Source organism: Nocardiopsis alba (assembly GCF_000710955.1).
GTDB classification, from domain to species: domain Bacteria; phylum Actinomycetota; class Actinomycetes; order Streptosporangiales; family Streptosporangiaceae; genus Nocardiopsis; species Nocardiopsis alba.
Map to the genome: position 1 here is coordinate 82,741 of NZ_BAZE01000009.1, position 14,795 is coordinate 97,535.

Sequence of the window (14,795 nt, forward strand, 5' to 3'; positions counted from 1 at the left end):
GGTCGGGTGTCCGTAGCGGCCTCGGCCGGGACGGGCACCCGATCAGCCGCGGTCCGCCTCCTCGGCCTCGTCGGCTTCGGCGAGGGCCTCGTCCACACCGGGCTCGTAGTCGCCCAGGAACCGCGGATCGGGGCGGAAGAGGATCTTGCCCAGCGCCGAGACCGCCGCCGGGACCTCGCGCGCCCACCCGTACACCGTGGCCGTCGTGCGCTCGCGCATGCTGTCGTCGCCCACCCCGACGGCGTCGATCCCCGCGGCCCGGCACAGTCGCACACTCCGTGACAGGTGGAACTCCTGGGTCAGCACGACGGCCTCCTCCACCCCGAACACCTCACGGGCCCGTACACACGAGTCCCACGTGTTGAACCCGGCGTGATCTCCCACGATCCGCTCCGGCGGGACCCCCGCGGCGATCAGGTGGTCGCGCATGGTGTCGGTCTCGTTGTAGTGCTCCTCACCGTTGTCCCCGGTGACCAGGACCGCCCGGATCCGCCCCGCCTCGTACAACTCGACCGCCAGTTCCAGCCGCTGGGCCAGCAGATGACTGGGCAGACCGTCGGGGCGCACCCCGGCGCCCAGCACCACGCCGACCGGGCGTTCGGGCACGTCGTCGACCGTGTACCGGTACTCCGCGGTGGTGGCCGTCTGCCACAGGAACGGCGCGCACCCCAGAAGGACCAGGACCGAGACCGACCAGAGCAGGATCCGGTGGCGCGGCGTGGGCCCTCTTCCGCTCCGGGAGGCCTCGTCGTCGGGATCGGGAGAGGAGGGTTCGGAGGTCTTCACACCAGGGGAGACGCGTGGGGCGGCGCCGGGGTTCCCGATCGGGCCGGGGCGGGCGGCCGGGCCCCGATAAGGGTTTTCCCTCCGGGAAAGGCCCGGGTTAGGGTCACCGCATGTCCGAACGAATCCATCCGGAACTCCCCCCGAGGTTGAGGGCCATCGCGGAACTGCTTCCCGACGCCATGCGCGGGCACGCGGGGCTGCACGAGTACGACGGCACGGCCGCGGACCTGTCCCCCGAAGGTGTCCGCGCCCATCTGGAACGTCTGGGCGGCGACCCCCTCGAGGACCCGCACGACGAGGCCCACCTGACCGCCTTCGAGAACGGTCTCCGCTACGAACTGGGGGAACTCCAGTCGCATCGGGACAACCCGCTCGTCCACATCGGTGGGATGGACCTGTCCGACTACGAACGCGAGTACGCCCCGGCCGCCGAGAGGGACGCGGCGCGGATCGCCCACCTGCGCCTATGGCCCCGTCTGGTCGATCACGCGATCGCCTCCCTGGACCGCGTCGGCGCTCCGACCGCGAAGTCCCTGCTCGGAGCGGCCCGGGGGCTCTCCGGCTCCCTGCCCGACGAGATGCCCGAGGACGTGCGCCGTGACGCCCTCGCCGCCCACGCGCGCCTGGTGGCACACCTGGAGCACGCCGCGGAGCACGGCCCGGCGGACGTCTCCCTGGGCGGCGAGGCCCTCGCCCGACTGATGGGGACGCCCGAGGCGATGGAGGTCGACCTGACCGACCTCGCCGCGCGCGCCGACGCCGAACGCGACCGTCTGCGCGTCCTCTTGGCCGAGGCCACCGGCCGCCTGGCACCCGGTCGGGAGCCGCTGGAGGTCGCCCGCGAGCTGACCCGGGATCACCCCGACACCGAGGGTGTCCTGGAATCCGCTCGACGCTGGACCGAACTCTGCCTGGAGTTCACCGCCGAACGCGGGTTGGCGCCCTACAGCGACGGCGAGTGCCGGGTGGACGTGCCCCCGCCGGCCCAGCGCTGGGCGACCGCGATGATGGCCTGGTCCGGGCCGTGGGAGAGGGACACCCCCTCCTTCTACTACGTGAACCCGCCGGACCCGGAGTGGTCCGAGCAGGAGGCCGACGAGTGGCTGGAGATGTTCAGCCACACCACGCTGCCCGCCGTGAGCGTGCACGAGGTGGCCCCCGGCCACTACTCGCACGGACGGGCCCTGCGTCGACTCCAGAGCCCGGTCCGACGGGCCCTGCCCTCCATGTCGTTCGTCGAAGGATGGGCGCACTATGTGGAGGAGGTGTGCGTCGAAGAGGGGTTCGGCGAGTACGCCGCCGAGCGTCTGGGCGACCCCGACTGGACCGCCGACCACTTCGAGATCGGTGTGTGGTTGGAGGCGCTCATCCGGGTCACCCGTCTGGCGGTCGCCATCGGCGTGCACTCCGGCTCGATGACGGTGGAGGAGGCCACCGCGCGTTTCGTCGAGGACACGCCCCTCCAGGGACCGGCCGCGCTGGCCGAGGCCCAGAGGGCCACCTTCGACCCCACCTACGGTCGCTACACCTGGGGCAAGCTGGAGATCCTGGCGCTGCGTGAACGGGCCCGGGAACGGTGGGGGAGCGGATTCTCCCTCCAGCGGTTCCACCGTGAGCTCCTGGCGCTGGGCGCGCCTCCGCTCGGTCTGATCGACGCGATCCTGGACGACTGACCCGACCGGGCCCGCGCGCCCTCGGCACGCGGGCCCGACGGTCAGATACCGAGTTCGCCCAAGGCCACCCGGACCCGTCCACGTGCCACGTCCAGGGCGGACGCCGCCCGTTCGGCGTCGACCCCGGCCAGCAACGACACCAGGGCCACCCGGGTGTCGCCCTCGGCCGCGTTCAACGCCTCGGCGCAGGCCTCCTCGGACAGGCCGGTGGCCTCGACCAGGATCGTCACCACGCGTCCTCGCAGCTTGCCGTTGGTGGCGTCCACCCCGACCATCAGGTTGGAGTAGGTCCGACCCATCCGCACCATCACGGCGGTGGAAAAGGAGTTCAGCAACAGTTTCTGCGCCGTGCCGGCCTTCATCCGGGTCGATCCCGCGATCACCTCGGCGCCCGTGGAGACACCCACGTGCACGTCGGCGGAGGAGGCCAGTGGCGCGTCCGGGTTGGCGCTGATCAGCACGGTCGCGCACGACCTCTCCCGCGCCGCCTCCAGAGCGCCCCCCACGTACGGGGTGCGGCCGCTGGCGGCCAGACCGACCACCAGGGAGCCCTCCGGCACCTCGGCCGCGTCGGCCCGCCCCGCCTCCCGGCTGTCCTCGACCCCCTCCAGGGCCTTGGTCAAGGCGTCGCCGCCGCCCGCGTGGTGGGCCACGACCCACTCGGGAGGGACCCCGTAGGTGGGCGGCAGCTCCGCGGCGTCCTGGGCCGCGATCCGCCCCGAGGTGCCGGCCCCGAAGTAGTGGATGGCGGCGCCCGACTCCAGCGCCTTCACCCCCAGCTCCACGGCCTCGGCCAGTTCGGGCAGGACCGCGCCCACGGCCGCCGCGACCGTGGTGTCCTCGGCGTTGATCTGTCGCAGGATCTCCAGAGCCGAGAGCAGGTCGATGTCGTAGGTGCCCGAGTTCCGGGCCTCCGTGGGAGACCGCACGATCACGGCCTCGTCTCCTCCCGGTCCGGTCCGGTCCGGTCGCTGTCCGTCACTACCGCCGCGCACTGGGGTCTCCTGTTCGGTCCGCACCCGGGCTCGTCCTTCCATCCGGTGGCGTCGGCCCCGGGCCCGGAGGGGTTCCGGGAGAGGCCGACGCGGGTCGAGGGTCAGTCGTCGTTGCCGGTGGGGTTCTCGGTCTTCTTATCGGGGGTCTCGTTCCGGCGACGTCTGCGGTCCTCGTGCATTCTCAGGCCGCGCACCGCCTCGTACGTGGTCTCCAGGGCCGTGCGACTGTCCGTGTAGCGGATCTGGGCCAGACCCACGAACAGGCAGTCCACCACCGTCAACTGGGCCAGCCGGGAGGCGGTGGCGCCCGAGCGGAACATGGTCTCGCGCGCCGCCGTGGTCAGGACGTGGTCGGCGAAGCCGATGGGGGAGCGGGGGAAGTTGGTGATCGCGACGGTCCGGGCGCCCCTGCGTCCGGCCTCGGTGAGCGCCTGGACGGTATCGATGGTGGTGCCGCTGTGCGAGATGCCGATCGCCACGTCGCTCTCCTCCAGGAGCGCGGCACTGGTCAACATCACGTGCGCGTCCGACCAGGCGAACGACGTCAGACCGATCCGGTGCAGCTTCTGCTGGAGGTCGGCCCCCACGAACGCGCTGGCGCCCACGCCGTACACGTCGATGCGTCGGGCGTTGGCCAGCGCGTCGATGACCGTGCGCAGGACCTCCACGTCCAGGGCGGCCCCGGTCTCCTCCACGGCGCGGGCGTCGGTGTAGGCGATCTTCTGGACGACGGTGACCAGGGTGTCGTCGGGGTTGATGTCGCCGGCGAGCTCGGGGATGTTGGTCCGGGCGCCCCGGGCCTGCCCGGCCTCGGTGGCCAGGGCCAGCCGCAGTTCGCGGTATCCGCTGAAGTCGATGGTGCGGCAGAAGCGGATGACGGTGGCCTCGGAGGTGGCGCAGTCCTTGGCGAGTTGGGTGATGGAGGAGGCGGCCGCGCGTTCGGGGTCGTCGATGACCCGCTGGGCCACCCGCTGTTCCGCGGGGGCGAGCGAGGGGAGCAGCGACCGGATCCTCAGCACCGTGGTCGGGGCCGGTGGCGCGGGGGCCTCCCCCCGGCTCGGTCGTTCGCCCATCGGTTTCGGGATTTGCGCCATGGATGAAAGTTTCTTTCGGTCAAGGGTCAGAGTCAACGCGCTGACGGGAAAAACCGGGAGATTCAAGGATTTCAAGGGACGGTCCGTGCGGCAAGTATCCCCGTTCTGATTGCGGAATCCCAGTTCAGGCGGGACGCTTGGGGTCCAGGTGACGCGCCCTGCCGCACAGGGTCGCGTTCCCACCGCATCGGGGTCAGGGGAGGAGAACGCGGTGTCGCTGTTCGGCCCGGCGGGGACACGGGGCGAGGTGGCCGACAACGGATCCCCCGAACCCGCCCGCGAGGGCCTCTACGTCCGGTTGCTCGGGCGGTTCGGTCTGCATGTCGACGGTGCCCCTCTGAGCCTGCGCGGAGAACGTCGTCGAGCGCTGCTCGCGACCCTGCTGCTCAACGCGGGCAAGACCGTCTCCACGGCCTCTCTCATCGCCCGTGTCTGGCACGAACCGGGGCCCGCCGCCAGGGGAGCGCTCCAGGTGCACGTCGCCCGGGTACGGGCCCTGCTCGCCCAGACCCTGGGACACCCCCTGATCCACAGCTCCGACGGCGGCTATCGGATCGAGCTCGACGACCATCGCAGTGACCTGCTGACGTTGAGGTCCCTGGTGCGGGAGGCCGATCTCGCGGCGGACCGGGGGGACACCGACGCCCACGCCGACCTGCTCGGCGAAGCCCTGTCACTGTGGCGCGGCCCTGTGCTGGCCGACATCGACTCACCCCTGCTGAGGGAACACGACGTGCCGCCGCTCCACGAGGAGCTGCTGCGCGTGGCGGAGACCGGCTTCGGCGCGGCACTGGCACGTGGTGAGCACGAGAGGGTCGCCACCCGTATCGCCTCCATCACCGCCGACCACCCCCAGCGTGAACCCCTCGTCCGGGTCCAGATGATCGCCCTCTACCGCTGCGGGCGTCGGAGCGAGGCCCTGCGCGTCTACTCGCGCACCCGCGCGGCTCTGGCCCAGGCGCTCGGCGTCGATCCGGGGCGGGAACTCCAGGACACCTTCCACGGCGTCCTGAGGGGGGATCTGGACGATCGGCCCGAGCACGGGCCCCTTCCCGCCGGGGCTCTGCGGGGTGGGGACGGCGTCCCACGATCAGTGGTGCCCCGCCAGCGCTCCCACCGCGACGTCCACGCCCGCACGGTCCGAGGAGGGGGCAGGGGGAGGCGGGGCCTCGTGCCCGCGGAACTCCCGGCCGCCCCTCGCGGCCTCATCGGACGCGCCGACGCCCTGGCCGAGCTCGATCGTCTCGTCGACCCCTGTTCGACCACCCCCGGGAGCGTCCTGGTCCGCGGCCCGGCGGGGGCGGGAGGCAGCGCTCTCGCGCTCTACTGGGCGTATTCGGTGACCTCTCACTTTCCCGACGGCCAGCTCTACGTCAACCTGCGCGACGCGGACGGCGAGCCACGCGAACCGGGGGAGGTGGTACGACGCCTGGTCCGCTCGCTGTCGGTGGGGGCGGTGGGCACCGGTCCCTCGGACATCGGGGCCGACGAGCCGGAGGAGGCGGCGGCCCGTCTGCGTTCCCTGCTGGCCGGGCGGCGGGTGCTCGTGGTCCTGGACAACGCCGCGACCGCCCGCCAGGTGCGGCCACTCCTGCCGGGCGGACCCGGTAGCGCGGCGGTGGTGACCAGCCGCAACTGGCTCACGGACCTGCTGGTCAGGGACGGGCTCCGAGCGCTCCCCGTGGGAGCTCTGGAGACGGAGGACGCCGTGGCGTTGCTGCGCTCGCTCCTGGGAACGGACCGGCACCGAGGGGAGACGCTGCGTCGGGTCGCGGAGCTGGCCGGACGGCTGCCGCTGTCGCTGAGGATGGCCGTGGCCTGGTTGGACGCCCACCCGGAGCGGGACGCCGAGGAACTGGTGCGATTGGTGGAACGGGTGGACCCGGCGCGCGGGGTCTCTCCCACGGCCAGGATGGCCGCGGTCCTGCGCGCCGGGCCCCTGGGCTCGGGCACGGCCGCGGGGAAGTACCGGTCGGGCGCCGAGCACCCGACCTGAGTGTGCGGCACGGGCCTTACGTTCGGTTTTCAGTCGCGGGGCGTCGGGTGCGGGGGAGGACCGAAGGTCATCCGAAAGGCGGGCCCGGGTATGTGTTCCGTCAACGAACGGTTGTGAGATCGACCGGATCTTCGGTGAGGGGTGCTCAGTGGTCCCATGAGTCGCTAGTGTCAACCCCATGACGCAGAACAACGATCCCAGCATGGACCCGGCGGGTACCACACAGCACTTCCGCCGTTTCGTCGACGAGAACCCCGAGCCCGAGGAGGCCCCGCGCCGCCCCATCCTGCCGTTGGTGCTGGCGGGTGTGGGTGTGCTTCTGGCCATCGCGATCATCGTCGCCCTGGTCCTGGCGTTCTCCTGACGGGCGCCACCCCGTGACGGGGCCGACCCAGGCCGGCCCCGCGAACGGTTCGCGACCACTCCGCGGCCCTGCTAGAGTTAACTCCGTTGCCGCAGAGAGCCGGAAGGCCTCGGCGGGGAACAGGCGTCATTAGCTCAGTTGGTCAGAGCAGCTGACTCTTAATCAGCGGGTCCGGGGTTCGAGTCCCTGATGACGCACCGGAGCCGAAGGGCCCGGACGACGGTACTTCCGTCGTCCGGGCCCTTCGTCGTCCCACGGGTTCGGACGTGTGACGTGGTCGAACATCTCGCGTGGTCTGGAGCACAACATCGGAGGAAGGGGGTCGAACGGCGCGAGCCGCTCGGAAGTTCCTGTAGAGTTGAGTTCGTTGCCGCGGAGAGCCGGAAGGTCTCGGCGGGAAGCGGGCGCCATTAGCTCAGTTGGTCAGAGCAGCTGACTCTTAATCAGCGGGTCCGGGGTTCGAGTCCCTGATGGCGCACCACATGATCCCGGTCGGAGGGCGAAGCCCACCGGCCGGGATTCTTCGTGTTCAGGGGACTGTCGGGAGACTGTCGGGGGCCGTCGGTCGGTTCTGTCCTTACCCTCCTCTAAAGTTCTTTTCGGTTCTTCGCACATGTCCCGATCGTTACGCCACATGGGGTTTCGTCCCGTGGCCCCTCCGTGACCAGGCTGAATCGGATTGACAGTCAGGGCTTGTGTGGTGAATTGTCTTCCTGCCATCCCCCTCTCACATCCCTTGACCCGACCGGAGCCATCAATGCCCGCTCTCTCCCCTGCCCTCCGTAACATCTCCCTCACCGTGGGTGCCGTCGCGGCCGCCTTCGCCCTGTCCTCCTGTGGGATCGCGCAGTCCATCATTCAAGAGGCGGCCGGTGGCGCCGACGGCGGTTCCGGTGGCACCACCGGGACCGACTCCGGCGCCGGCAGCGTCGGCTCCAACGAGAACAACGTGATGGAGCTCACCGTCGGTGACTGCTTCAACGAGTCCGAGATGAACTCGGCCCTCATGGGCTCCGAGGTCCAGGGCGTCCCCGTGGTCGACTGCTCGGAGCCGCACGACTCCGAGTTCTTCTACAGCGAGATCCTCCCGGAGGGCGACTTCCCCGGCACGGAGTCGGTCAACGCCTCCGCCGAGGAGGCCTGCTACGGCCAGCCCTTCATGGACTTCGTCGGCGTCGACTACGCGGTCTCCGAGATCTACGCCTCGTACCTGACCCCGATCGAGGCGGGCTGGGAGGCCGGTGACCGCGAGATCCTCTGCTACGTCATGCTCCCGGACGAGACCACGACCGGCACCCTCGAAGGCGCCGGCCGCTAGCTCGTATCCCGGACACGGAGAGAATTCGTGTTCGGGCGGAACCGTTCTCGCTTCGGACGCGTCTGCTCCTGATGTACCGGTCGTCGAGCCTCGACCGGTCCCGTTACGAGCGAACCGATGGAGTGAGCATGCCGTCCGCGACACGTCGTCCCCAGCGCGATCACCTCGCCTCGGGCGCGGCGGTGGGCACGGCGCTCACCCTCTCGGAACGCGGACTTCCGTCGCCCCCTCCCTCCTCCCACGATGACGCGGAGCCCGTCCCTGCCCCGGAGACCGCCATCGTCGAGACGGAGGAGCCGGAGACCTTCGAGAACGAGAAGCCGTTCGCCATCGAGACGCCCCTGACCCTCGGCGAAGAGGACCAGGACGCCCTGACCCTCGAGGCGGACGTCGACCACACGGTGGCCCGTGCCGATTCGGCGCGGGCCACCGCTCCGTTCCCCGGAGCCCGGACGGTCGGAACTCAGCCGATCGGTGCCGTCGGTACGGGCCCGGCCTGCGGGAGCGGTCGGCCCGGCTCCCAGAGGGGTGCGATCGGCGCCTCGTCCGGAACGTCGGTGACCGACGTGGGTCGAGGTCGACCCGGGCAGGTCGTATCGTCGGGCAGATCCCCGTCGATCAGGTAGGAGTCCACCTTCTCCCGCACGCACGGGTACGGGTCCTGAGCGCCGACCCCGGGCAGATAGAAGCCGTGGGCCCCGTCATCGGTGACGGTGATCAGCGGGCCGTCGAGCCGTTCGGCCAGGCTCACCGACCCGGCGAGCGGGGTCTGCGGGTCGAACTCGCCACCGATGATCACCCCCGGCTCGTAACCGTCCCGGGTCACCTCGACCGGAGCCTCGGTCGGCCGATACTCGGTGAAGGTACAGCTCTGGACCGCGGCGAAGAAGGCTCCGACCCCGAACGGGTAGAGCTCCCGGTGCTCACGGACGTCCTGCCGGTAGGTGGAGATCCGTCGCGGCCACTCCGCCTCGCACACCAGCGCGGAGAAGAGGTCCATGTTGGAGGCGTACAGAGTCGGGTCGATGTCGGGGAGCTCCCTCTGGAGCGGGGGAGGCGGCACCTCCTTCTCCTCGAGGGCGAGCGCGGCCAGGAAGGGAGCGGTCTCGGCCCAGGACTCCTGGTAACGGGCGTACTCGCCGGCCGAGGCGTCGAAGAACGCCCCGTCGTAGGCCTCGCCGCCCATCCCCGGAACGTCGGTACGGGGTTCCTCTGTGAGTCGGGCCGAGGTCGTGTGGAAGGTGTCCATGACCTCCGTCGTGGTGGAGCCGAGCCCGTACTCGTCGTTCTGCTCGGCGATCCACTCCGCGTATCGTTCGACCCCCTCGGTGTAGCCGGGGGCCTGGTTCATGAAGGTCGCGCGCCAGATCTCGTCCGGGTCGATCGCGCTGTCCAGGACGCTGCGGTCCAGGCGTTCGGGGAACAGACTTCCGTACACCGCGCCCAGGTAGGTGCCGTAGGAGTAGCCGAGGTAGTTGAGCCTCTCCTCGCCCAGGACGGCGCGGACCACGTCCATGTCACGTGCGGTGTTGGCGGTGGTCATGTGCCGGCGGAGTTCGCCTTGGGCGGCGTCGCAGGCCCGGCTGTAGCGGATCGTCTCGCGAGTGTACGCGGAGATCTCGGCGTCCGTGGGTCGCGGGTCCATCATGGGGAAATCGATACCGCAGTCGAGCGGGGTGGAGGCGCCGACGCCGCGCGGGTCCATGCCGATGATGTCGTAGACCTCGTTGAGCTCCGTTCCGGCGTAGCCGGTGGCGGAGAGTCGGGCCGGGCCGCCGGGGCCGCCGAAGTTGAGGAACAGGGCCCCGCGCGCGGCCTCGGGGTCGGTGGCGGGGATACGTAGGACGCCCAGTTCGATGCGTTCTCCGTCGAGGTCGGAGTAGTCGAGGGGGACCTCGACGCGCGCGCACTCCAGGGAGGAGAGGACCTCCTCCTCACAAGGGGCCCAGTCGATCTCCTGCTCGTGGAAGCGGGTGGGCTCGGGGACAGGGGCGTCGGCCGTCGCCGGTGAGGCCGCGATCAGGGACAGGGCCAGCCCGGAGGCCAGGACCGCGGCGGTTCCGCGTACGGCCGGGTGTTTCGGGGGCACGGGGGGTCTCCTCCGTCTTCTGGGGTGCCGCGGAGGAGGGCGGGGGCTCCCCGGCGACGTGGTCGTGCGGCAACCGTACGAATCGGACCCTGTCTTCGAACACTCACAAATGTCATCACTCGGTCCAATGGCCGAATGAGGACGTTTCTCCTGTTGCCTTCTGGGCTGTTTGTCATCTTTTGTTCTTTTTGTGATGCCGATCATGTCGCACGAAAGACGCCTTTTGGTCACGAGGGTGGTGTGAGCCACATGAGGGGCGTTACCGTGATCATCTATTAGGAAAGTTTCCTAATAGATGAAAGAGGTCCCTTCACCTCAGCTGTCCCCCCATGCCCGAAGGAGCCCCGTGGCCACCGAACTCGCGGCCGCCCCACCACCGGAGACCGGTGATTCGGGGCCCTCCGCCCCCCGGAAGTCCAGACCCCTCCTCGCACGGATCTGGCGCAACTACGTGTTCGTCAAGGTCCGCAAGGCCGCCGTCGTGGTCTTCGTCGTGGCCAACGTGACGTTCTTCCTGGGACGCGCGATGCCGGGCGACCCGATCGACGTCATGGCGGGCCGCCTCACCCAGGGCGGCATGTCGATGAACGAGGCACGCGCCATCGCGATGCACTCGCTCGCCTACGACCCCGACGCCCCCCTCTACGAGCAGTGGTGGGAGTTCATCACCGGGATCCTCACCTTCGACCTCGGCGGCACCATCAACCGGCCCGGATTCAGCGTCACCGACGCCATCGGCGCCTATCTCCCCTGGACGCTCTTCAGTATCGGCGTCGGCACGCTCATCGCCATCTCCCTGGGCCTGGCCCTGGGCATGGTCATGGCCTACAAGCGCAACAAGGTCGTCGACCACGTCCTCAGTGTCGTCGCCTCGGTCCTGGGCGCCATCCCCAACTACCTCATCGCCATGGTGCTCGTCGTCGGTGGAGGCATGTACCTGGGGTGGTTCAACCCGATCGAACTACGGGGCACGCTCAGCCCCGGGGTCCAGCCGGAGTTCTCGTTCGTCTTCATCGGAGACGCGTTCTTCCACGCGGCCCTGCCGATCATCACCTACGTGCTCGCCATCATCGGCACCTGGATGCTCATCATGAAGGCCTCCACCACCGAGGTGCTCGGCGAGGACTACGTGACGGTCGCCCGCGCCCGCGGTCTGCGCGACGCGCGCATCGCCACCGCCTACGTCGGACGCAACGCCGTCCTGCCCCTGGTGGCCCAGATCGCCATCTCCTTCGGCACCCTCGTCGGCGGCGCGATCTTCGTGGAACAGGTCCTGGTCTACAAGGGGGTCGGCGGACTCCTGCTGGACGCGGTCAACTACCGCGACTACCCGCTGCTCCAAGGCCTGCTCATCATCATCACCTCGTGCGTGGTGATCGCCAACCTCGTCTCCGACCTGCTCTACAGCAGGCTCGATCCGCGCATCCAGAACTGAGGGGGACGACGACACCATGGCCGTCACCACCACGGCGCCCGCCACCGGGGTCTGGGGCACCATCTGGCAGGGCATCACCCGGAGCACCAGCGGTTTCATCGGACTCTGCCTGGTCATCGGCGTTCTGCTCTTCGCCTTCGTCGGGCCCCTGCTGATCGACCACCACAACCCCACGGACGTCTCCAGGATCTGGGGGCCGATGAGCGCCGAGCACTGGCTCGGTACCAACCACGAGGGCAAGGACACCTTCACCCAGCTCGTCCTGGGCGGGCGCGAACCCATCCTCGTCGGTTTCATGGCCGCCCTCATCACGGTCGCCATCGCCGTCGTCCTCGGCGCGGTCGCCGGGTACGTCCGAGGCCGGATCGACCACCTGCTGCTCCAGCTCACCGACATCACGATGACCATTCCGTTCATCGTCCTGATGCTGGTCATCGCGTCCTTCTACCGCACCTCCTCTCCGATGGTGGTCTCCTTCATCATCGGTCTGGTCACCTGGCCCTTCCTGATGCGATCGATCCGGGCGCAGGTGCTCACCCTCAAGGAACGCGAGTTCATCGAGGCCGCCCGCCTCCAGGACCTGGGCACCGCCCGGATCATCTTCGTCGAGGTGCTGCCCAACATGCTGGGCTACATCTTCATCAACTTCATCATCGCCATCACCAACGCGATCTACGCCGTGGTCGGCATGTACCTGCTGGGCCTGTTGCCCAGCACCGCCGACAACTGGGGCCTGATGATCCAGCAGGCCTGGGACAACAACGCCTTCCTCCTGCCCCAGGCGGCGCCCTTCCTGATCGCCCCGATGGTCATGATCATGCTCTTCCAGATCGGGCTCGTCACCATGACCCGATCCCTGGAACAGGCCCTCAACCCCCGACTCCGGGACAGGTGAGCCCAGTGAACGACCTTCCCACCGCCCCGGACCCCTCCGAGGGCGCCCTGCTGTCGGTCCGCGGGGTCGACGTCGGTTACCGCACCGGACGTCGGAGCCACGTCACCGCGGTGCACGACGTCTCCTTCGACCTCCATCCGGGACAGTCGATGGCCCTGGTCGGCGAGTCCGGCTGTGGGAAGACCACCCTCGGACTCGGCCTGCTCCGTCTGCTCCCGCGCGCCGGTGTGGTCCCCAAGGGAGAGATCCTCTTCCGACGCAAGGACGGCACCCGCGTCGACGTACGCACCCTGGAGAAGGAACGCCTGCGCCGCTTCCGCTGGAACGAGGCGGCCATGGTCTTCCAAGGCGCCATGAACGCCTTCAACCCGGTGCTGCGGATCGAGGACCACTTCGTCGACACCTTCCGCGCCCACGAAGGGGGGAGACGACGGCCTCGCAAGGAGATCGTGGAACGCTCCGCCGAGCTCCTGGAGATGGTCCGCCTCGACCCCTCCCGGGTCCTGCGCAGCTTCCCCCACGAGCTCTCCGGCGGTATGCGTCAACGCAGCCTCATCGCCCTGGCCCTGGCGCTCGAACCGCAGCTGATCATCCTGGACGAGCCCACCACCGCCCTGGACCTGCTCACCCAGCGCTCCATCGTCGAACGCCTCGCGGAGCTGCGCGAGGAGCTGCGCTTCTCGATGATCTTCATCACCCACGACCTGGGACTGGCCGCGGAGCTCGCCGACCGCGTCGGCACGATGTACGCGGGACGCCTCATCGAGACCGGCACCACCGGCGACATCTTCTACCGCTCCCGCCACCCCTACACCACGGCGCTCATCAACTCGGTCCCTCCGGTCGTGGGCGACCTCCACGTCCCCGAGTCGCTCCCCGGCGGGCCGCCCAGCCTGACCTCGCTTCCGCCCGGCTGCTCCTTCGCGCCGCGTTGTTCCCTCGCCATCGCCGACTGCACCACCGGTCGCCCCTCCCTGGACGTGCTCACCCCCCGGGGCGAGGGGCTGAGCCACGCCGCCGCCTGCCTGCGCGCCACCGACGCCGAACTCCACGCCGAGGGGGTCTCCCGTGATTGACCGCACCTTCGACTCCACGACCTCCCGAGCTCCGATCGACGGCCCTCCCGGCGCGGACCCGTCCGCGCGAGGGGCGGTCGAGGACCGGATCCGGGCCGAACCCCCGGTACTCGCGCTCAAGGGGGCTCGGCAGATCTTCAAGACGCCCCGGGGAGAGGTCCCGGCGGTGGCCGGGGTCGACCTCGAAGTGCGCCCCGGAGAGGTCCTGTGCCTCGTGGGCGAGTCCGGCTGCGGCAAGACCACCACGGCGCGCATGGCGGCCGCTCTCTCCGAGCCCACGTCGGGCTCGGTCCTGTACCGGGGCAAGGACGTGTCCGAGATGGACCGGAAGGAGCGGGCGGCCTTCCGCCGCTCCGTCCAGTACATCCACCAGGATCCCTACGCCTCCCTCAACCCGGTCCGCACCGTCTACTCCACGGTCTCCGCGGGCCTGCGCCGCCACAAGCTGGTCAAGGACGCCAAGGAGGCCCGACGCGCCACCATCGAGCTGCTCGAACGCGTCGACCTCACCCCGGCCGAGGACTACCTGGACAAGTACCCCCACCAGATGTCCGGCGGTCAGCGTCAGCGCGTCGCCGTGGCCCGGGCCCTGGCGATGAACCCCGAGGTGATCATCGCCGACGAGTCCACGTCCATGCTGGACGTGTCCATCCGGGTCAGCCTCCTCAACACCCTGGGCAGGCTCCGCGACGAACTCGGTGTCGGCTTCCTGTTCATCACCCACGACCTCGCCGTGGCGAAGTACTTCGCCTGGCGCGGCGAGATCGCCGTCATGTACCTCGGCAAGGTCGTGGAACAGGGCGCCACCCCCAAGGTGGTCAACGACCCTCGACACCCCTACACCAAGGCGTTGATCTCCGCGGTCTGCGAACCCGACCCGGACCTGGCACGGAACAAGGAACGGGTGCGGCTGCGCAGCGCCGACATCCCCGACCTCACCGACCTGCCTCCGGGTTGCGACTTCCATCCGCGTTGTCCGATCTACGTGGAGGGCGACTGCGACGCCGTACGGCCGCCGCTGGAGCGCGCCCACGATCGGTCGCTCGCCTGCCACGTCGTCACGAGGGAGTGAGG

12 protein-coding genes and 2 tRNA genes are annotated in these 14,795 nt (G+C 69.7%); 10 read left to right on the top strand and 4 right to left on the bottom strand.

Going from position 1 to position 14,795, the window contains the following annotated elements; genetic code table 11:
* Positions 1 to 42 precede the first annotated feature (42 nt).
* The gene (locus TR33_RS17150; protein WP_042284110.1) at positions 43 to 786 is read right to left on the bottom strand and encodes a SanA/YdcF family protein; all 744 of its coding nucleotides are present in this window, start codon (positions 784 to 786) and stop codon (positions 43 to 45) included.
* 110 nt (positions 787 to 896) lie between these two features.
* Between TR33_RS17150 and TR33_RS17155 the strand changes: the two genes are divergently transcribed.
* Entirely contained in the window at positions 897 to 2,459 is a 1,563-nt protein-coding gene (locus TR33_RS17155; protein WP_042284112.1) for a DUF885 family protein, read from the top strand.
* A gap of 41 nt (positions 2,460 to 2,500) precedes the next feature.
* Here the strand turns inward: TR33_RS17155 and TR33_RS17160 are convergent, their stop codons facing one another.
* Together TR33_RS17160 and TR33_RS17165 are read right to left on the bottom strand one after the other, a co-directional pair.
* Complete coding sequence (locus TR33_RS17160; RefSeq protein WP_014909215.1) at positions 2,501 to 3,478, bottom strand: N-acetylmuramic acid 6-phosphate etherase; 978 nt, start codon at positions 3,476 to 3,478, stop codon at positions 2,501 to 2,503.
* Positions 3,479 to 3,555: 77 nt separating this feature from the next.
* Entirely contained in the window at positions 3,556 to 4,548 is a 993-nt protein-coding gene (locus tag TR33_RS17165; RefSeq protein WP_026125183.1) for a MurR/RpiR family transcriptional regulator, read from the bottom strand.
* Between the two features lie 211 nt (positions 4,549 to 4,759).
* Between TR33_RS17165 and TR33_RS17170 the strand changes: the two genes are divergently transcribed.
* The 5 genes from TR33_RS17170 to TR33_RS17190 all read left to right on the top strand — a co-directional run bounded on the left by TR33_RS17170 (position 4,760) and on the right by TR33_RS17190 (position 8,226).
* On the top strand, positions 4,760 to 6,544 hold the full coding sequence (locus tag TR33_RS17170) for an AfsR/SARP family transcriptional regulator (protein WP_042284114.1): 1,785 nt from the start codon (positions 4,760 to 4,762) through the stop codon (positions 6,542 to 6,544).
* Positions 6,545 to 6,722: 178 nt separating this feature from the next.
* On the top strand, positions 6,723 to 6,908 hold the full coding sequence (locus TR33_RS17175; RefSeq protein ID WP_026125184.1) for a hypothetical protein: 186 nt from the start codon (positions 6,723 to 6,725) through the stop codon (positions 6,906 to 6,908).
* Between the two features lie 123 nt (positions 6,909 to 7,031).
* Positions 7,032 to 7,105 (top strand) — tRNA-Lys (locus tag TR33_RS17180).
* Between the two features lie 207 nt (positions 7,106 to 7,312).
* Positions 7,313 to 7,389, top strand: a tRNA-Lys gene (locus tag TR33_RS17185).
* Between the two features lie 276 nt (positions 7,390 to 7,665).
* Positions 7,666 to 8,226 (top strand): septum formation family protein, encoded by a 561-nt coding sequence (locus tag TR33_RS17190; RefSeq protein WP_017535583.1) that lies wholly within the window; start codon positions 7,666 to 7,668, stop codon positions 8,224 to 8,226.
* 463 nt (positions 8,227 to 8,689) lie between these two features.
* Here the strand turns inward: TR33_RS17190 and TR33_RS17195 are convergent, their stop codons facing one another.
* Complete coding sequence (locus TR33_RS17195) at positions 8,690 to 10,315, bottom strand: alpha/beta fold hydrolase (RefSeq protein ID WP_042284116.1); 1,626 nt, start codon at positions 10,313 to 10,315, stop codon at positions 8,690 to 8,692.
* A gap of 346 nt (positions 10,316 to 10,661) precedes the next feature.
* On the opposite strand from TR33_RS17195, the gene TR33_RS17200 reads away from it, so the two are divergent.
* From TR33_RS17200 to TR33_RS17215, 4 genes are read left to right on the top strand one after another with little or no spacing between them, the layout of a single operon-like run.
* Complete coding sequence (locus TR33_RS17200; protein WP_017535585.1) at positions 10,662 to 11,750, top strand: ABC transporter permease; 1,089 nt, start codon at positions 10,662 to 10,664, stop codon at positions 11,748 to 11,750.
* Positions 11,751 to 11,766: 16 nt separating this feature from the next.
* Positions 11,767 to 12,645, top strand: a complete 879-nt coding sequence (locus TR33_RS17205) for an ABC transporter permease (RefSeq protein WP_014908405.1) — start codon at positions 11,767 to 11,769, stop codon at positions 12,643 to 12,645.
* Between the two features lie 5 nt (positions 12,646 to 12,650).
* On the top strand, positions 12,651 to 13,721 hold the full coding sequence (locus TR33_RS17210; RefSeq protein WP_017535586.1) for an ABC transporter ATP-binding protein: 1,071 nt from the start codon (positions 12,651 to 12,653) through the stop codon (positions 13,719 to 13,721).
* Complete coding sequence (locus TR33_RS17215) at positions 13,714 to 14,793, top strand: ABC transporter ATP-binding protein (RefSeq protein ID WP_014910133.1); 1,080 nt, start codon at positions 13,714 to 13,716, stop codon at positions 14,791 to 14,793. Before TR33_RS17210 ends, TR33_RS17215 begins: the two co-directional genes overlap by 8 nt.
* Positions 14,794 to 14,795: the final 2 nt, after the last annotated feature.

Excerpts from the sequence above, each read along its gene's own strand:
- TR33_RS17155 (WP_042284112.1), top strand. The coding sequence starts at position 897 with ATGTCCGAACGAATCCATCCGGAACTCCCCCCGAGGTTGAGGGCCATC.
- TR33_RS17165 (WP_026125183.1), bottom strand. The coding sequence starts at position 4,548 with ATGGCGCAAATCCCGAAACCGATGGGCGAACGACCGAGCCGGGGGGAG.
- TR33_RS17175 (WP_026125184.1), top strand. The coding sequence starts at position 6,723 with ATGACGCAGAACAACGATCCCAGCATGGACCCGGCGGGTACCACACAG.
- TR33_RS17190 (WP_017535583.1), top strand. The coding sequence starts at position 7,666 with ATGCCCGCTCTCTCCCCTGCCCTCCGTAACATCTCCCTCACCGTGGGT.
- TR33_RS17205 (WP_014908405.1), top strand. The coding sequence starts at position 11,767 with ATGGCCGTCACCACCACGGCGCCCGCCACCGGGGTCTGGGGCACCATC.